Origin of the sequence: Ewingella allii, from assembly GCF_044430645.1 — a bacterium.
Taxonomy (GTDB): domain Bacteria; phylum Pseudomonadota; class Gammaproteobacteria; order Enterobacterales; family Enterobacteriaceae; genus Ewingella; species Ewingella allii.
On the sequence record NZ_JAWUDN010000001.1, the window covers coordinates 574,547 to 591,297 of the forward strand.

A 16,751-nucleotide genomic window follows, 5' to 3' on the forward strand; every position below is an offset into this window, starting at 1 on the left:
GATTGAAATGGGTGTTAATGAGTTATCAAATGGATCATCGCTTTTAGATATCGATGGCACCTTAGATGTGTACGCAGTTTCTAAGCGTCTTGGGAATAAGCTGCGCGTCATTGGGCAGGATGGCGAGTTTGAATGTTCAACAAATGAAGTGATAGCAAAAGGATTAGTAGTAGTTATATTAAAAAATGCTATGTAGAAGAGCGTTTGATGGATATGACAGGCTGCAAATTGACTAACGCAACAAGTTGCTGGTTGTGTTTGCTTCTCACACTGACCGGGCCACTTGCAGCATGGCATAGGGTAAAAGTTAAAAGGATAAATTGTATTTAAAGGATAAAGGAAGTTCTGAGGATGAATGGTTCGTTGTAGGGGTACTTAAAATACCTTTAGATAGTACCTAAAAAGAGCTGAAGGACTATGATAAGAAAAAATCCAATTTCAGGGACTTTAAAATGAGCGACGGTTTGGCTGAGTCAGTTAAAAAGGTATTAGAAGAAAGGATTAAAAGCCCTCTATGGGGGTTCATAATTTTGGCTTGGTTCTGGTTTAATTGGCCGAACTTAGCAATGCTGTTTATGAGCGATTCTCCTGTAAAGTTCCGAATTGATTACATTCTCTCGCAAAACTATTTTTATCTTCACTTCATTATTTCCCCCGTCTTGGCTGGAGGACTTTTAGCTGTCGTTACACCTTATGCACAATGGCTACTCTCTAAGGCACATAAGTGGGCAGATGATAAGCACAGAGATAATGTATTTTTGACCAAATCAGACGATTTTAAAGATGCAATAAAGTTATCAAAACTTAGAGTTCAATCCGATAGGGCAGTAGAAACTGAAAACGCTAAAATTGATGCTGACATTCAAGCACAAATTGAGCGTGGTAAACGTGAGGCGTTGGTAACTCAAGAGCTGGAAGTGTCAAAACAATCACTTTTAGACGAGTTGGATATTCTAAAAAGATCAATATCTTTATATAGAGATGAGCAAGGAAAAATTCAGGACTTAACAGTTAAATCATTATCAGTGTTGGAGCGGTTTTTTATGATTGACGATAGTAGCTCTATTCAACAACTGAGCAATGAGGTTAAAAAACTGTATTCGGAGAGTGGACTCGAGATGTCAGTAATTAGAAACGCAATCAAGGATGGCCGAGAACTAACTGACCAACAAATGCTCACCTTGTTAGATGCGGCAGGGGAAGTGTCAAAAAACAGGCAAAGCTCTAACTTGTACTGAGGTCCTACTCTACTCAGAAAAACAATTTTGGCATGATTAACATGATCCTGAGCGAATCCATCATAGCAGCAATTAAGCCTGGTACCGGGATATGCAAATTGTCAGCTTTTTCTATCAACAGAAGTAATATTTCGGTAGTTTGGTATGAGGGTGATAGAAATTTTTCGCTTTGTCCGCTATTAGCGAAAAAGGGACTCTGAGAGGGATGTTAATCCATGAGGAGCAGATCATCTAACTTGAGGTCAACAGGTGGAGGCCGGTGTATGAAATGATAAATATTTTTTTACGATCGAATTTTTCCTTGTTTTTAAATTCAATTTATTCCTGATGCAACACTTCGGTTCATCGCATTGTTGGAATAATTAAAGGCTGGAACTACAAGCATCATTGCTTCCAACAAGTTAAGGAGAACTGTCTATGACTTATAACTTTAAAGAACATCTACAAAAGGCTAGTTATTTATACCAGCAAGGGGATAACTCTTCCTTAAGATATTGTGCATTAGAACTAAGACTTGCTATTGAATGTCATGTTTATAACCAGCTAAAAGCTAGTTTAGGTAAAATTCCCGAGTCAGTTATTAATACTTGGCAACCCCCGCAAGCTATAAAATCCTTATGCATGTTTGAAGATGCGGCAGATATGGATTTGGAAGTGCAAATAAGTGGGGAGGAAATTGAAAATATAACTGTGAAATATAAAAATATCAAATATCAGGATTTGAATAAATGGTACAACACATTAGGAAGTTATCTGCATCAACCTACCATAAAAAAACAAAACTTCGCAATCGACAAGGGGAAATTACATAAAATCCAAGTGGAGCTTAGTAAGCTTTGTGATTTTAATTTAATTACGTTTAGTCGTGGTTATAACAAAATAAAATGTGAGAAGTGTGGTCAAGATATTTTATTTACAAATGACTATCTCAAAAAAAATAACAAACTGAACTGTCAAAATGCAGGCTGTAAAAACTATGCAGTTATTCGATTGTCATCGTCGGAAGAAGTTGAATCATTCCAGTATGCGCGTATTCCATGTTTTAAATGTGGCACTAAACATAGCATCCTACTGTGCGAAATAGATGCTGAGTCAGAATTCACTTGTAGGGCTTGTAAAAACAAACATTTTATAAAAAAATTTATTAACTCTGACGGAAGGGTTGTACCGGTACCTGAATTCAGCTTCGAAAGCACACTACAGATGCCTGAAGATGAATCAGATGTTGATGGTTAAATCTTTCTAATAAAATTTATTGAACAGTCTCCAAATAATTAATACAATATTATGTCCACTTTGACATTCACCTGTTGCTAGACACTCATCAGGCAGCATTGAGCGAGAAATGGACTTCTCGGCTATTAAGTACGGGGACATAATCAATGCATATTGATTTTTTACAAAATCTGAGTTCGCTTATCGCTAATCATGATGAGAAATAAACCGCCACTCTATCGCCACTGTTCTGATTAACTTATTGATTTTAATGGTTTGTATAAGTATTCGGTCTTTTTTTGGTTATTGATTTTAAAGAGTTATTTTCAGGAAAAACAACAATCACATGAAATTCTGTATTCGATCTTTTACAGAATTGCGTATTCTTTCCCTCTGGTATCGAGGTACTTGGCTGTCATTTTTTCAGATTTATGCCCAGCAATTTCATCGCAAATTCCTTCCCTTTCTCCATCTCGTACAACCTGCCATCTATACTCCTAATTTCATGAAAAGTAGATGGGCTATCTTTAAACTTAATTCCAGAGGCATTTATCGCCGTAACAAATTTTTGGTCAAACCATCAGGAGTTAAAAAAGTCCGGGCTATTCATTTTCCCCACAAACCCCACCCATACACTAAAATTACCCCAAAACTCCCCCTTCTAGCTGCACTCCAAACCCACAACCATAAGGATCTTGCTGATGAAGTACGTGGTTGTCCTCATTATTTTCTTGGTCGCTCTGCTGTATGCGGCGCCTTGGATCACGGAGAGGGTGCCTTCGCGCTATAACCCTTTTACGCCGTTGTCTGTTAACGATCCGCCGAATGTTATTACCAAGTACAAACTCCGTCGGTTAGATAATGATCCTGAGGCTTGTTTGGCGGTGCTTGATAGCGCGGAACAGGAGGGGGCGATTAGTTTTACGCGGGTTGCCAGTACACACGGGAACTGTCCGTTGGAGTCTCCGGTGAGGGTGCAGAAATTCGGTTCTGTTTCTCTAAGCTCAAGCTTTTTGGCGAGTTGTAGATTGGCGCTGAGTAGCGCGATGTTTGTTTCGCAGGTCACGAAACCTCAGTCCGAAGCACAGCTGGGAGCCGGGCTGACTCGAATTGACCATCTTGGCAGCTATGCCTGTCGCAATGTTTATCATCGTGCAGAAGGGCGGTTAAGCGAACATGCCACGGCGGAAGCCTTGGATGTCGCGGGGTTCCGACTTGCCGATGGCAGAAATATCACGGTGCTAAAAGCCTGGAAGCAGGATGACGCCAGCGGCAGTTTTATCCGCGATATGTTCAATCGCAGCTGCCCTTACTTTGGTAACTCCATCGGGCCTGACTATAACGCAGCGCACGCCAATCACTTCCACTTAGGCATGCGCTGGTTTGGTTTTTGCCGCTAACCTTCTGAATTAGTCAATGTTCTCAGTTAGATAGCGCTCGACTAAACGCGTCCAGTAAGCCGCGCCGATGGTCAGACTGTCGTCGTTGAAATCATAGGCTGGGTTGTGCAGTACTGCGCTATTGCCATTGCCCAAGCGCAAGAAGCAGCCCGGCTTGTTCTGCAAGAAGTAAGCAAAGTCCTCGCTGCCAGAAATAGGCGGCAAGTTATCCACCACGTTCTCTTCCCCAAGCAGCTCTTTAGCCACCTCTAAGGCGAAGGCAGTTTCCTGCGCATGATTCACCAGCACCGGATAGCCTGGAACATACTCAATCTCCGCCACCGCGCCATAGCCCGCGCTATGCAGCTCGGCTAAAGAACGGATGCGATCTTCAAGAATTTTGCGCACTCCGGCGTCGAAAGAGCGCACGCTCATTTCAATACGGGCAGTCTCAGGTATGACGTTAGACGCGTGGCCGGCGTGCAGCGAACCAATGGTGACGACGGCGGTTTCGTTCGGATCGATATTGCGCGAAACCACGGTTTGCAGCGCCACCACCAAGCTGCTGGCGACCAGAATAGGGTCTACGGTCATATGTGGGCGCGCGGCATGGCCGCCTTTGCCGCGAATGGTGATATTCACCGTGTCACACGCCGCCATAAATGGCCCGGCGCGGAACATCATTTTATCTGCCGGATAGCCCGGATGGTTGTGCAGCCCGTAGACCGCATCGCAAGGGAAGCGCTCGAACAGGCCCTCCTCAAGCATGCGTTGCGCGCCACTGTTGAAACCAATCTCTTCGGCTGGCTGGAAGATAAGGTGCACCGTGCCAGAGAAGTTTTTGCTGCGGGCCAACTGCTTGGCGGCACCTAACAGCATGGTGGTGTGGCCGTCGTGGCCGCAGGCATGCATCACGCCGGAAGTCTGGCTGGCATAGGCCGCGCCGGTCTCTTCATTAATAGGCAGGGCGTCCATATCCGCACGAATGCCTATGGTGCGACTGCCCGTGCCGCGTTTCATCGTGCCAACGACGCCGTGCCCGCCCACGCCCATGGTGACGTGATAGCCGAGTTGGCTGAGTTCTTTGGCAACGAAATCGGCAGTTTTGGCCTCTTCGTTGGAGAGTTCCGGGTGTTGATGCAGGTGCTGGCGAATCTCACGTAGGCCAGCCTCAAGGTCGGCCACGTCGGCCACGGTACAAAAATTTTTATTATTCATGGCGTCATTCAGTCTGATGGAAAAGAGATCGGCTTGGGGCCGAGCGGCGGTGATGCTCGAAATACAGAATGCAGTCTGGTAGGGGGGATGGCAATAAGCAAACTGAGCTATTTCGACTCTTTTTCAATTGTTGGAATGTTCAATCTAATAACGCTATGTAACTGATGTAACGGTTAATATTTTTTTCGAGGTTTCTTGGAAACGGGTGAATCAGGGATGGACGCCGATGGTGGTTTTTTCTACGATTGTGCAGACGGAAATTGAGCCTCGCCGGACGCTGGAAAGGTGTAAATAGAGGTTTTTATGGACACATTTTCAGCTGTGAAGTGTTCAATCCATAAATGTGCAAAAGCAACGCGAAAATAAATCCTAAAATAACGTTGAGTTTTCAGGCAGAAGTGCCGTTATTAAGTGTATTGATGCGGGTTGAGGCAATAAAATAGCTGCTTTTTATCTCACAAGCTGACACCCTGTACGCCGTAGCGTGTAAGTACCATTGAACTTGATTATTCACGGATTTTTACCGTTTAACGCGTCACTAGCGAAATCATCAGGGTTATGTGCGCTAAACTTTCTTATTATCTTGTCATAAGGGAATCGGATGATTTGCTCCGACACACTCAAACATCTCAGAAACTTCAGCGCCTTAGCGATAGTTCTGAATGCTACTTTTAGCTTGCCGGCCCACGCAGACGATGCGTGGTTGCGGGCGTGCAGTAATTCCAAAACCGCTGAAAAGTGCCAATTGCCTTTCCAACAAGGTTTATCTCCGGTCTTGATGGGCGCCTCGCGCGATGCCCAAGGGCTGTGGGGTTATGTCGATCTCACCGGCCATATGGTCATTGAACCTCAGTTCCGCGAAGTCAGCGGCTTCTCTAATGATATTGCCGCGGCGAAGAAAGACGATCTCTTTGGCTATATAGATAAGAAAGGCCACTGGGTGATTGAACCTCGCTTTACCCGCGCGACGGATTTTAATGCCGCCGGTACTGCGTTGGTGGTCATCGATAATCGTCTGGCGCTGATTGACCGCAAAGGCGCGGTGATTCAGACCCTGCCATTTGGTGCATCGCTAGACAGTGAGGGTTTTGTCAAAGGACAGGCGCTGGCGAGCGTTCAGACTCAGGTTCCCCCTGCGCTGTGGAATGCTGAGACCAGCAAATCCCTCGCATTACCCGATGACGTGATGGCGCTTCAAGAGCCGCAGTCAGGACTGATTCCAGCTCAGAAGCGTGATACTGCCGACAGCGGCTACTGGGGATATCTTGATCAGAATGGCGAATGGGCCGTTGATCCAATGGTATTGAAAACACGCAATGCGCCGGTGCTCAATGGCGATATTATTGCTGTTAAAGATAAAACTGATTGGGCATTCCTTGATAAACAAGGCGTTGCGGTCAGCAAAGAAAAATACAAAGCCGTACATGCCCTGAAATCAGGCAGTTGGTTAGTCACCACTGATAACGGCGGTCATCAACTGCTCAGCAGTACCCTGGAGAAAGTTCAGGATCTTGCCGCCGATCAGGCTGAAGACTTGCAAGACTGGGGCGACTGGTTAGTCGCTAAAGGCAGCAAAGGGGTAACCCTTATCGGCCCACAGAATCAAATCGTCAATGTTAAAGCCACCAAGCCGCAGTTACTGCTGCAAAATGGCAACCTGTGGGTTAGCCAAACTGAGGGTAAAACGCCTCAAGTTGTGCAGGTTTATAACAGTAATGGCGTCGGTCTTCTGGCGGATTCCGTGCTGAATGCACTGCGTGATTATCAGGTTCAGCCTTTAGGTGCCCATGAGTTAGGCAATGGTAATGGCGAGCAAAATGCACAAGCACAGGGGTTACCTTGGGCACTACTCAAACCGAATGACGCCAAAAAATCTGTCGCGATCTTAACGTCGCAAGGCGAAGTGTTCTCCGATCCGCAGTGGGCAAGCATTGAAGGCGATATTCGCCATGCGCCGCTGTTGGTGCAAACCGAGAATCATAAAATGGGCGCCATTGATGCCGATGGCAAATGGGCGATTCAGCCAACCTTCGCGCAAATTACCCCGTTCACCGGTGATTACAGCTGGGCGACGACTGAAGACAATAAGCCTGAAAGCAAACGCATTATCGATAGTCACGGCAACGTCATCGATGCGCCAGACAATATTTTGCAGAGCGGTCAGCGTATTAGTTCCGGCGTACTGCTGACGGCGGAAGGTGAAGGCAAAGATCGTCGCTGGGGCCTGTGGGACATTCAAAGCAAAAGTGTATTAGCCGCGCCGCAGTTCTTTGAAGTCGATGACTTTAAAGAGGGTTATGCCGTGGCAAGAGCCGATGGCGGCTGGGGCGTGATTAAACGCGCCGGCCAATGGGCGATTGCTCCTGACCAAGAACGCTCAGGCAAGCCACAATATATTGGCGATGCCATGTTTAGCATCTCCGACGATGACCAGCCGAATGATGCAGCGAACACTCAGCAGCATTTCAGCTTGTTTAATGCCGCTAATGGACAGTCGGTCGCCAGCAACTTGCTTGGTAAGCCGCTAAACGTGGGCAAAGAACATTGGCTGGTACAGCCTGCCGAGGGCGGTGTTGCTTTAATCGACAACGATGGGCGCGCTGCGGTTAGCAAGGCAATTATCCCTTCATCCGTTAATATCGATAACGAGTGGGTGCTGCTTGGATTTGGCCCGCGCTTCGGCGCCATTGATAGTCAGGGCCAATGGCAAGTTCAGCCTCTCTATTCCGCCGCGCTGAATTTTGTTCAGCCACAGGATTGGGCCAGTGCAGTCAGCGATAATCATGTCATGCTGATTGATACTTCGGGTGGCGAGCCGCTGGAAGGCTTTGAAGCAGCTGAACCTCTCTCCTCGATGGCACGGTTGGTGCTCAACGATAATGCCACCGGCGAAACGGTGCTGTTTGATAACTCAGGTCACGAAGTTCAGCGTTATCCGGGGCTAAGTAGCGTGCAGGTCAACGACGCCAGCGAAGGGACGGTGCCATTTAAAGACACTAACGGTCTTTTCGGCCTGATTGACTCGAATGGCAAGAAAGTGATCGGCTCCTATTTCGACAAGATTGGCGGCATGAATGATGGCCTGGCGAAAGCCATGAAACAGGCGACCTATGGTGCGAACTTTGGTTATATCAATCTGGCCGGGCGCTTTGCCGTGGTGCCTGAGTTTGAATGGGCTGAAGACTTTAGTGAAAAGCGTGCATGGGCAGGAATGAAAGGTCAGGCGCAGTTGCTTAATACTAATGGAAACGTGCTGGCGCAGCTCGAAGTGCACTGTAATCAGCGCATCATTACTGATGCCAAAGGGCACCAGTTCTGGCCGCTGAAGCCGGTGACTTGCGCCAATGGGAGTGGTCAATGACCGACAGAGTTGGCCGTATTTCCCTGCGCGCGGCGATTCGCGGCGCGGTTTATACTGGCAGCATGATGGCTATGGTCGGGTTTGCTTATCCGGCTCTGGCCGAGCCAAGTAATGCCTGTTTTGCTGACGCTAACCCGGCGGATGCCTCGCATCTGGCAGAGCTCGCTTTACCTGCAACGCAAAATCTCTGCATCCGCAATGTTCGTGAAGGTCGCGCGGCGGTTAAACTGCCCGCAGCCCAACAGCTCTTAGTCGAAAATCCGGCCCAGCCAGAGGAGGCTGCGAACCCGCCTGCCGCCTCTGAACCTCAGCCCGCCGCTTCGCCTTCGCCAGCCGCGCTAACTGGCAACCGTTGGGGCTTCCTTGATGCTCAAGGCCAGCTGGTTATTAAGCCGGTGTTCGATAGTGTTGGCGATTTCCACTTTGGTGCGGCGAAAGTCGAACAAGAGGGAAAATGGGGATTCATCGACACCAGCGGTAACTGGATAATCAAACCGACTTTCGACCAGGCTGAGAACTTTACCCAGTCAGGTTTGGCCGTCGTGAAGGTCAATGGCAAAGCGCAAATTATCGATCGTAAAGGTGGCCAAGTCGGCCAGCCGCTAGATGACTTGGTGGATACGGCGGCGTTAAGCGATGGTGAGCCTGCGCGTCTGCGTTTGGACTATAAAACAGTGCTTCTCGCCCCCGACGAGTCGCGCCACGTTGCCAGCGATAAGATGGAAATTTTGCAGCCGTTTGGTAAAAACCAGCTGTTTATCGCGCGCGGCATTGAGGGCTTTGGTATTGCAGATCAAAACCTCGAATGGCGGCTTAAACCTCAGTTTAAAAACATTCAGTTAGATGCCAATAATCAGCATTTAGCCCTAGCGACTGGCGAGGATGGCATCACGCTGATTCGCGCCGATGGCACTACGGATACGCAAAAATATCTCTCCGTTAAAGCCGTGACGCCAGAGTTTTGGCTGGCACAAACGGCGGATGACGTAAAACTATTGGATAACAGCAGCGTGGTGGTGGCGTCTTTTGATGAACAGCAAGCGAATTCGCTGATCTATCAGAGCAATTATGTTCTGTCGGCTCAGGGGAAAGAGTCGGTTGACGTCTATGTGCCGGGTAAAAAAGCCATCTTGAGCCTGCCTGCGGGAAGTGTGCCGCTGATTCAAGATATGGGTGATTTCCTGCTGACCGTCAAAGATGGCTCACCGAAAGTGAATGCCATTATCTCCGCCTCTGGCGGCATGATTGGCGGCGCGCAAAATGTGGCCTGGCTTGGGCAAATTGCTGACAGCGACGTAATTAACGGCAACCTGTGGCTTAAAAACAAGCAGGGAAAAGTTATCAATATCGTGGATAGCAACGGCAAGGCGCTGATTGGCCAGAAGAACAACTCTGCTCTGGAAGGCTACCGTCTTGAGCCATTGCGCGGTAACGCCGCGTCCGAGACGGCGCCAATCGCCCTGATTCGCCCTGACTCCTCTTCAAAAACCGGCGCAGGTTTTATGCGTGCCGACGGTTCATTGCAGATTGATAGCAAGTGGCTGGACATTCAGCCCGCCGCAGCCGAAGTCACTGCTGACCCGAAAGGTGATATTTCCCAGCAATTTATTGTGAAAACCGCGCAGGGTACCGGCATCGTCGACGAGCAGGGGAAAGTGCGTGTTCCGCTGACCGAAGACAATATCTCGCCATTCGTACAGGGTTATGCGTTGGATTATTTGAATGGCAAACTGACCGCCATTGATACCAACGGCAAGCATTTCAATCTGCCTGATGCCTTTGAGCTTGAGTCTATCGGTAACGGCTGGTTCCGTTTCCGCGAGACGGCTTCTGAAGGTGCTCTTTGGGGGATTTACGACGTCCTCAGCCAGCAGGTTATCTCTTCGCCAGCTTATAAAAATGTCGATACCTACGCCGGTCAGCAGGCCGCTGTGCAATTGCCAAACGGCCTGTGGGGGCTAGTTGATCAGAGCGGTAAGCTGGTGGTTGAGGCTAAGTATGCCAAAGCCGAGCGCATCAATCCCGCGCTCTGGTTGCTTACTAAGCCTGTGGTCGCTGACCAACCTGAAACCTCGGTTTTAGCCTCGATTATAGGGACCGATATCAAGCAGCGTATTGCTCCGACCACCGGGCTTGATGTCACGCAATTCAAGGATGGCCGCATTTTGGCGACGGCGACGGGCGGGCAGTCCTGGTTGCTGAGCAGTCAGGGCAATGTCGAACTGCATGAGCAACAGACGCAAATCACCGCCGTGGGCGACTGGATAAAGCTGTCTCGCCAGCCGCAAGAGGGCTATTTGTCGGCACAGGGCGCTTGGCAAATAGAACCCACGTTGGCGTCGAAAAGCTCTGCTTTTGTGAAAGACCGGGCTTTGCGTAGCAGCGAGCAGGGTACCGAACTGATTGATAACGCGGGTACTCGCGTGGCGCAGATGCCTGCGGGGCAGTGGCACTGGCCATTAGCCAGCGATATGCCGATTTCTTATGATGCTCAGGATGATGTTGCCACTACGCGCTATGTTGATAACACCGGCAAGTTGGCTTTGGCGGTACAGGGCAAAGCCAGTGTCATCAGCAATGGTCGTGCAGTTCTGACGCGTGACGACGGACAAAAGGTGTGGATTGATGGACAGGGTAAAGTGTTGCCTGACGTCAGCTATGCCGATCTTGGATTACCGATAAATGATTTGGCCTTCGCCAAGGTGGACAACCACTACGGCTTTATTAACGCAGCGGGACACTTTGTTATTCCTCCAGTGTTTGACTCGGTTTCTGCTTTCGACAGCGGCGTAGCCATTGTTTCTACCGGTGATACATCAATGATGCTAGACACCAGTGGCAAACCTTTGGCGCGGGTGGATATCGAATGTGGCATACACGTGTTGTACGGCGCAGGCAGCACGCGCCAATGGCCAGCGGAGCTTCCCAATACCTGCACTGCTCCAGCAGCCGAAAGTAAAAAATAATGTGTACGTTTAACGCGCACCCTTTAATGAAAAAGGATAAAACATGATCCCTCAAATCCCACAAAAATACATAGCCGCAGAGCGTTGGTCTTTTGGCGATACCGAGGCTCAGGCAGACGCAATGGCGAAGCTGGTTATCGATGGCGTGAAGACCGCAACCTGCGCCAATCTTGATGATGAGCCGGAGCCAGAAGCGGGCGAAATCTTCGTTGTCGTCGATGGCCGTAACAATCCGGTTTGTGCCGTAAAGTTGACAGAAGTGAAGCAGGTGCCATTCGATTTAGTCACTGAGCAGCATGCTTTTGAGGAGGGCGAAGGTGATAGAACGCTGGCTTACTGGCGTAAAGAGCATCAGCGTTTCTTTGAGGAGTACGATCTGTTTTCACCAAATATGCCATTGTTATTAATGAAATTTGCGTTGGTGGAAACCTTCTAATAATCAGCTGTAACAGCGCTGACTTCTAACAATGAAACATGGCGAACTGAATGCCGTTCGCCATGTTTTTTACTCAAGACGCATAATCCATTCATCTTTTTCTTTATCGTATTTTTCTTTATACAGCACCGAGTGTCGGCCATCGAGAATAGCTGGGACGCTGGTGTGATCATCCCAGGCATCCAGCTGCATACATAAATCCGGGTCCGATTTGCAGGGAATGAAAACCTTGTCCCCGCCTTTGGCTTCAGGCGTAGATAACTGCGCGTCATCTATTTCATAACTACCGATTCGTATTACTGATTTCCCCATAAGGTACTCCTTAACTGGTGAAGGTTAGAATGCGCAAGAGGAGGTATGACCAGTTGAGGCCATATATTGAGAATAGCTGAGCGGCTTGAAAGTGCCATAAGAATTTTCTAGCTCGGGGAAATTAAACCAAATCAGGCCGGCTAATTGCTGGCCCGAGGGAAGGGGAGATCAGAAGTAGGCCACGGCTTTTAAGGCACCGACCCACGCGTCAGAGGTCTGCTTAATGCCACCCGGATTGTGCCAATACTGCACGCCGGGTTGCAGCTCAAGCCATTGGATAGGTTTCCAGCGATAGAAAACCTCACCCGTTAGCGAAACGCCCGGTACTGGACGATATTGGGGTGAGTTCACATCCGTGACGCCGCTCAGTTGATTAAGGTAGCGGCGATTGTCTTTCAGATGGTCCCCAGGGACATAGCGCCCGATGCCCAAACCAATCATATCTTCTGGGCGAGCATCAAATAGCCCGCGATAACGCAAACCCACTGAGGTTTTGTAGTGCATCGGCAAGGCGCGCTGATCGGCAAGGCCAAGGCTGGCGTAGACGCTCATGCCGCGGTCTGCATCACTTTCGTGCTGGGTAACTTGCTGGTTAAGGCCTGCATAGAGATACCAGTTCTGCTGGATCTCATCATAGCCATCGGGATCGGTAGCGCCGGGGCCGCCATTTTTGCCTTTATAGAGATCTCTCTGGCCGGCATTGGTGTAAATAACCCCGAGATTGTAGGCACCGGGGAGTTGGTTGATGGCCCGCGTACGCCATTCGACTTCCAGTGGGACTACCACCCCACGGCTGCCGGTGGTCGAGATACTCCATGCATGGCCCCGGCTATTGGTTTCGGGGTTTTGTTCATACAAACCGGTTTTCAGCGTAATCCCGCTATCAAACTTGTACTTAAGCGAGGTGCCCCAGTAGTGAACATTCCAGTTGTACCACATGCCGCCACTGGCCGACTTGCCACCACATAGTCCGAGAGTTTGAAAATCGCAGGGAATGATTTGATCGAAATCGAGCTGCTTATTCATTAAGCCAACCCGCCAACTGAGTTTACGGTCCATAAAGCTTCGGCTGAAGGTCAGCCAGCCAAGACGCGTGATCGAACCGCCGCCCCAGCTTTCCTGAGCAATATCGGTAAAGCCGCTGCGCGGGTCCTGAGTACGGTCGCGGGTAAGGTTGGAGTCGTGGTTGCGGTTAACTATGTTGCCGTCAATGGTGGCGTCGGGAATGCCGGTTAAGGCTTCTAAATCCTGTTTGAACATCAGCCAGAACTGGTCGATATACGCCAGCTTGCCGCTTTGGTCATAGCCGCCATCAATGTTGTAGGCGCTTTGACTCAGGTAGCCGAGGGTGTATTTGAATCCATGGTCTTTCAATGCAGGTTTCACCCCCAGCCAATCCCCTAGCAGCCCCTCCTGTGGAGAAGGTTCAAAACCTAGCGTTTTCGAAGCCCAGGGCTTGGCGGCTTTATCTTCAATGGCCGGAATTTCATTATCATCCGCATAACAAAGTGGATTCATGAAGGTCATACAAAGTACAAAAGCATTTAATTTATGCGTCCTTAGATACATACGGCTCTCCTTATTAGTCGACTCTGTTACTTAGTAATAACGGGTGAAGTGTGATTGCTTTTATTTTGCTTAGACATCCACTGCCATAAATCACTATTTTGATGGGCGGTTAACCAAGAGGATTGGTGATCGCCGCCCTCTATTTCGCTGTAACGGATATAGCGCGTGCTGCCCCCGAGTTTAATTATGCTATCAACCATATTGCGGCTGTAATTGACATCGGTAACTTCATCGTCGGTGCCGTGAAATACCCAGACTGGTAATTTAATTAATTTCTGCGCGTACTCCGGGCTGCCTGCTCCGGCAATAGGGGCGATAGCGGCGAAATATTCGGGACGTAGCAGTGCCGCATACCAAACGCCTTGACCGCCACGGGACAGGCCTGCCAAATAAATCCGGTTTTTATCGACGGGATACTGGGCAACGGTTTTATCAATCAGCGCCAATAAATTTTCCATCGAGGCAGTGATCGGCGTTTTCATAAAGTCATACTCGGCCAGAGTGGTGCTGGCCCAGCGGATGGCCATCGGGGTTTGTGGGGCTAACACGTAGGTGGCCTGCAGTGACTGGTTGGCGGGGCTGGTAAAATAATCTGGCCCAATATTTTCCCCTTGGTAAAGCTGCGCCTGATTGTCAGTGCCCGCCTGCCCGGTACCGTGTAAATAGATCACTAAGGGCAATAAAGAGGAGGTCTTTTCGGGAGTATAAAGCTGATAAGGCAGATCTATTTTCTCAGAATGAAAGTTACCCTTTTCCCATCCTTGAGCCTGGCAGGGTGGTAAAGCTAATAGTAAAAGAGCCATAGAGGTTGAGGTAATAAATAATTTATTCATATGCTGCATCCCTGATGTATATGTAAAAATATATAATTGAAAGAACTGTGGTGTTAAATGCAAAAAAAAACCTAAACCACGAATTTATTCTTTTAATGAATAATTCATGAGGTTTAGGTTTTGCCTGCGTTGGCAGTAACAATCCATTTTCTACGCGAGGACGGTATCACTACTTTTATTATATTGGCAATTCAAGATGAATGTAATGATGCGGAAGTGTGACTCATTCGACAAAATATATCTCTGATAGAGTCACACTTTTATCTGTTAATTAAAGGGGGGTATGGCGAGCAGAGATAGGCATGGCGTTAATTTGGTTGCGGCCATTATTTTTGGAAATATAGAGGGCTTGGTCTGCCGCGCTGACGATATCCGATTGATCGTCAATGTCCGGGTTTTCCCGTGGCGTAAACGTAGCAATACCCTGACTAATGGTGACGCGATTGAATTCACTGAAGCTATGCTTAATGCCCAGTGTTTCAATGGCTTCCATGATTTGACGCGCCACGATCCATGCGCCTTTTAAATCGGTATCCGGCAAGATAGCTGCAAACTCTTCGCCGCCAAAACGGGTGATCACATCCGTATTGCGTTTCAGCGCTTTTCGCAGGGTGCGGGCAACCAGTCGCAGACAGGCGTCACCGGACAAATGGCCATAGTGGTCATTGAAATTCTTAAAGTAGTCGATATCAATCATCACCACCGTCAGCGGGCTATTGTTACGTTTAGCGCGCATGTACTCGTGGCTGAGCACTTTTTTAAATTCGCGGCGATTAGGCAGTTTGGTTAAAGGATCGGTGCGGGCCTGGATTTCCAATCGACGATTGGCTTTCACCAGTTTCAGCTCCAGCAGTTTACGTTCGTGAACGTCTTCTGCCGTGCCGTACCAGCGTTGAATGGAGCCATCGGGCGCATAGCTTGCCGCCGCGCGGATGCGCATCCAGTTCCAGCCGCGATCGACATGACAAAACCGCACTTCGATATCCAGCGGCGCACCCGTTTTCAGGCACTGTTCCCAGGTTTGCACGGCGCCACGGCGGTCTTCAATGTGCATACTCTGGATCCATTTATCCGCCAGAATATCCTGTCGCGTCATGCCCGTAATGCGCTGGAAGCGCGAACTGACGTCATTAAGCAGGCCGGAAGGGTCGGCGGTCCATGGGATCTGCGGGTTCAGCTCCACCATGTTGCGATAATGCTCTTGGCTCTCACGCAGTGCGCGCTCCATGCGTTTCAGGCTGGTGATATCCGTCATGGCGACGGAAAGGCCGCTCAGCTGATTCTGGACATCATAAGCCGCTTTAATTCTTACGAAGAAAATCTGATTGTTGCCGGGCAGAGAGAACTCGCGGTCGGGCGTAGCTTCATTGCGCTGAGCCAACTCGAGCGCGTTGGTCAGTAAAGGAGCAAGACCCGGCAGAAAAACGCCGACTTTGCGGCCAATGGCCTCATAAGGCTGCAGGCCAATAATGTTCGCCATAGCGTCATTGACCGTCACATAACGCATCTGCAAATCGATAAAGCACAGGCCAACTGGGGCGTTGGAATAGATGGTTTCCAGCTGGAATAGGCGCTGTCCGGGGGCTTGATCGAGATTGGTCAGGTTGCGGTCGATGCCGCGATAGCCGCGGAATTCACCTGCTGAATCAAACAGCGGTATGCCGCTACTCTCAAGAATGATTTCACTGCCGTCGGCGCGAATATTTCTATTCAGCAAGCCGCCGAAAGGGGCGCGGCGAGCGGCAATCGCGGCAAACTGCCCGCTGACGCGGATGGCCTCGTCGGCCGGCATGAAGTCAAAAGGCGTTTTACCCAACACATGTTCAGGCGGCACGCCGAGGAACTCTTGGCATTTATTCGAGGAAAAAACGTATCTGCCTTGAGTATCGACTTCCCAGATCCAGTCAGAGTTGTTGTCAATGATATCGCGAAGGCTGGCCATTTCTCGCAGAAGATGACCTTCTGCTGACTGGAACTGTATTTCATCCGCCATGATACTTCTCCGACTGGCAAAACTTTACTCGACACGGGCTATATGCTTCATATCTGGAAATAATATTTCCAGAAGTGTCATTCATGAGCGCAATAATACATGCCTGATTAGGAATATTCCTACTACTAATTCCAACAAAAAATTGAGGATATACGTAAGCCCGTCAATCAAATAAGTTAATTGTAATTGACGAGCGCATTAAAAATAACTCAAGTTATTGCTAATAGCTGA

The 16,751-nt window shown here is 48.9% G+C and carries 12 protein-coding genes; 7 read left to right on the forward strand and 5 right to left on the reverse strand.

Features of this window, described 5'->3' with window-relative positions; genetic code table 11:
* Nucleotides 1-7 precede the first annotated feature (7 nt).
* The 4 genes from SBO83_RS02840 (at nt 8) to SBO83_RS02855 (ending at nt 3,853) form a co-directional block, all read left to right on the forward strand.
* On the forward strand, nt 8-196 hold the full coding sequence (locus tag SBO83_RS02840) for a hypothetical protein (RefSeq protein WP_396130385.1): 189 nt from the start codon (nt 8-10) through the stop codon (nt 194-196).
* A gap of 256 nt (nt 197-452) precedes the next feature.
* On the forward strand, nt 453-1,238 hold the full coding sequence (locus tag SBO83_RS02845) for a hypothetical protein (protein WP_396130386.1): 786 nt from the start codon (nt 453-455) through the stop codon (nt 1,236-1,238).
* Nucleotides 1,239-1,655: 417 nt separating this feature from the next.
* Nucleotides 1,656-2,474 carry a hypothetical protein gene (locus SBO83_RS02850; RefSeq protein ID WP_396130387.1) on the forward strand — a complete coding sequence of 273 codons (819 nt, stop codon included), beginning with the start codon at nt 1,656-1,658 and terminating at the stop codon, nt 2,472-2,474.
* Nucleotides 2,475-3,154: 680 nt separating this feature from the next.
* Complete coding sequence (locus tag SBO83_RS02855) at nt 3,155-3,853, forward strand: extensin family protein (protein WP_396130388.1); 699 nt, start codon at nt 3,155-3,157, stop codon at nt 3,851-3,853.
* 9 nt (nt 3,854-3,862) lie between these two features.
* Here SBO83_RS02855 and SBO83_RS02860 read toward each other — a convergent pair whose 3' ends face one another.
* The gene (locus SBO83_RS02860) at nt 3,863-5,050 is read right to left on the reverse strand and encodes an amidohydrolase (protein ID WP_396130389.1); all 1,188 of its coding nucleotides are present in this window, start codon (nt 5,048-5,050) and stop codon (nt 3,863-3,865) included.
* Nucleotides 5,051-5,828: 778 nt separating this feature from the next.
* Between SBO83_RS02860 and SBO83_RS02865 the strand changes: the two genes are divergently transcribed.
* From SBO83_RS02865 to SBO83_RS02875, 3 genes are read left to right on the forward strand one after another with little or no spacing between them, the layout of a single operon-like run.
* Nucleotides 5,829-8,411, forward strand: a complete 2,583-nt coding sequence (locus SBO83_RS02865; RefSeq protein WP_396130390.1) for a WG repeat-containing protein — start codon at nt 5,829-5,831, stop codon at nt 8,409-8,411.
* Complete coding sequence (locus SBO83_RS02870; protein WP_396130391.1) at nt 8,408-11,377, forward strand: WG repeat-containing protein; 2,970 nt, start codon at nt 8,408-8,410, stop codon at nt 11,375-11,377. Before SBO83_RS02865 ends, SBO83_RS02870 begins: the two co-directional genes overlap by 4 nt.
* 46 nt (nt 11,378-11,423) lie before the next feature.
* Nucleotides 11,424-11,813, forward strand: coding sequence for an ASCH domain-containing protein (locus SBO83_RS02875; RefSeq protein ID WP_353503988.1), 390 nt, complete (start codon nt 11,424-11,426; stop codon nt 11,811-11,813).
* Between the two features lie 69 nt (nt 11,814-11,882).
* Here SBO83_RS02875 and SBO83_RS02880 read toward each other — a convergent pair whose 3' ends face one another.
* The 4 genes from SBO83_RS02880 to SBO83_RS02895 form a co-directional block, all read right to left on the reverse strand.
* The gene (locus SBO83_RS02880; protein ID WP_034791239.1) at nt 11,883-12,125 is read right to left on the reverse strand and encodes a DUF1480 family protein; all 243 of its coding nucleotides are present in this window, start codon (nt 12,123-12,125) and stop codon (nt 11,883-11,885) included.
* A 168-nt stretch (nt 12,126-12,293) separates the two neighbouring features.
* Nucleotides 12,294-13,652 (reverse strand): carbohydrate porin, encoded by a 1,359-nt coding sequence (locus tag SBO83_RS02885; RefSeq protein ID WP_396130921.1) that lies wholly within the window; start codon nt 13,650-13,652, stop codon nt 12,294-12,296.
* Nucleotides 13,653-13,720: 68 nt separating this feature from the next.
* Nucleotides 13,721-14,527 carry a carboxylesterase family protein gene (locus tag SBO83_RS02890; RefSeq protein ID WP_396130392.1) on the reverse strand — a complete coding sequence of 269 codons (807 nt, stop codon included), beginning with the start codon at nt 14,525-14,527 and terminating at the stop codon, nt 13,721-13,723.
* A gap of 271 nt (nt 14,528-14,798) precedes the next feature.
* Nucleotides 14,799-16,520 (reverse strand): diguanylate cyclase, encoded by a 1,722-nt coding sequence (locus SBO83_RS02895; protein WP_396130393.1) that lies wholly within the window; start codon nt 16,518-16,520, stop codon nt 14,799-14,801.
* Nucleotides 16,521-16,751 lie beyond the last annotated feature (231 nt).

Excerpts from the sequence above, each read along its gene's own strand:
- SBO83_RS02840 (WP_396130385.1), top strand. The coding sequence starts at position 8 with ATGGGTGTTAATGAGTTATCAAATGGATCATCGCTTTTAGATATCGAT.
- SBO83_RS02845 (WP_396130386.1), top strand. The coding sequence starts at position 453 with ATGAGCGACGGTTTGGCTGAGTCAGTTAAAAAGGTATTAGAAGAAAGG.
- SBO83_RS02850 (WP_396130387.1), top strand. The coding sequence starts at position 1,656 with ATGACTTATAACTTTAAAGAACATCTACAAAAGGCTAGTTATTTATAC.
- SBO83_RS02855 (WP_396130388.1), top strand. The coding sequence starts at position 3,155 with ATGAAGTACGTGGTTGTCCTCATTATTTTCTTGGTCGCTCTGCTGTAT.
- SBO83_RS02860 (WP_396130389.1), bottom strand. The coding sequence starts at position 5,050 with ATGAATAATAAAAATTTTTGTACCGTGGCCGACGTGGCCGACCTTGAG.
- SBO83_RS02865 (WP_396130390.1), top strand. The coding sequence starts at position 5,829 with ATGGGCGCCTCGCGCGATGCCCAAGGGCTGTGGGGTTATGTCGATCTC.
- SBO83_RS02870 (WP_396130391.1), top strand. The coding sequence starts at position 8,408 with ATGACCGACAGAGTTGGCCGTATTTCCCTGCGCGCGGCGATTCGCGGC.
- SBO83_RS02880 (WP_034791239.1), bottom strand. The coding sequence starts at position 12,125 with ATGGGGAAATCAGTAATACGAATCGGTAGTTATGAAATAGATGACGCG.
- SBO83_RS02885 (WP_396130921.1), bottom strand. The coding sequence starts at position 13,652 with ATGACCTTCATGAATCCACTTTGTTATGCGGATGATAATGAAATTCCG.
- SBO83_RS02890 (WP_396130392.1), bottom strand. The coding sequence starts at position 14,527 with ATGAATAAATTATTTATTACCTCAACCTCTATGGCTCTTTTACTATTA.
- SBO83_RS02895 (WP_396130393.1), bottom strand. The coding sequence starts at position 16,520 with ATGGCGGATGAAATACAGTTCCAGTCAGCAGAAGGTCATCTTCTGCGA.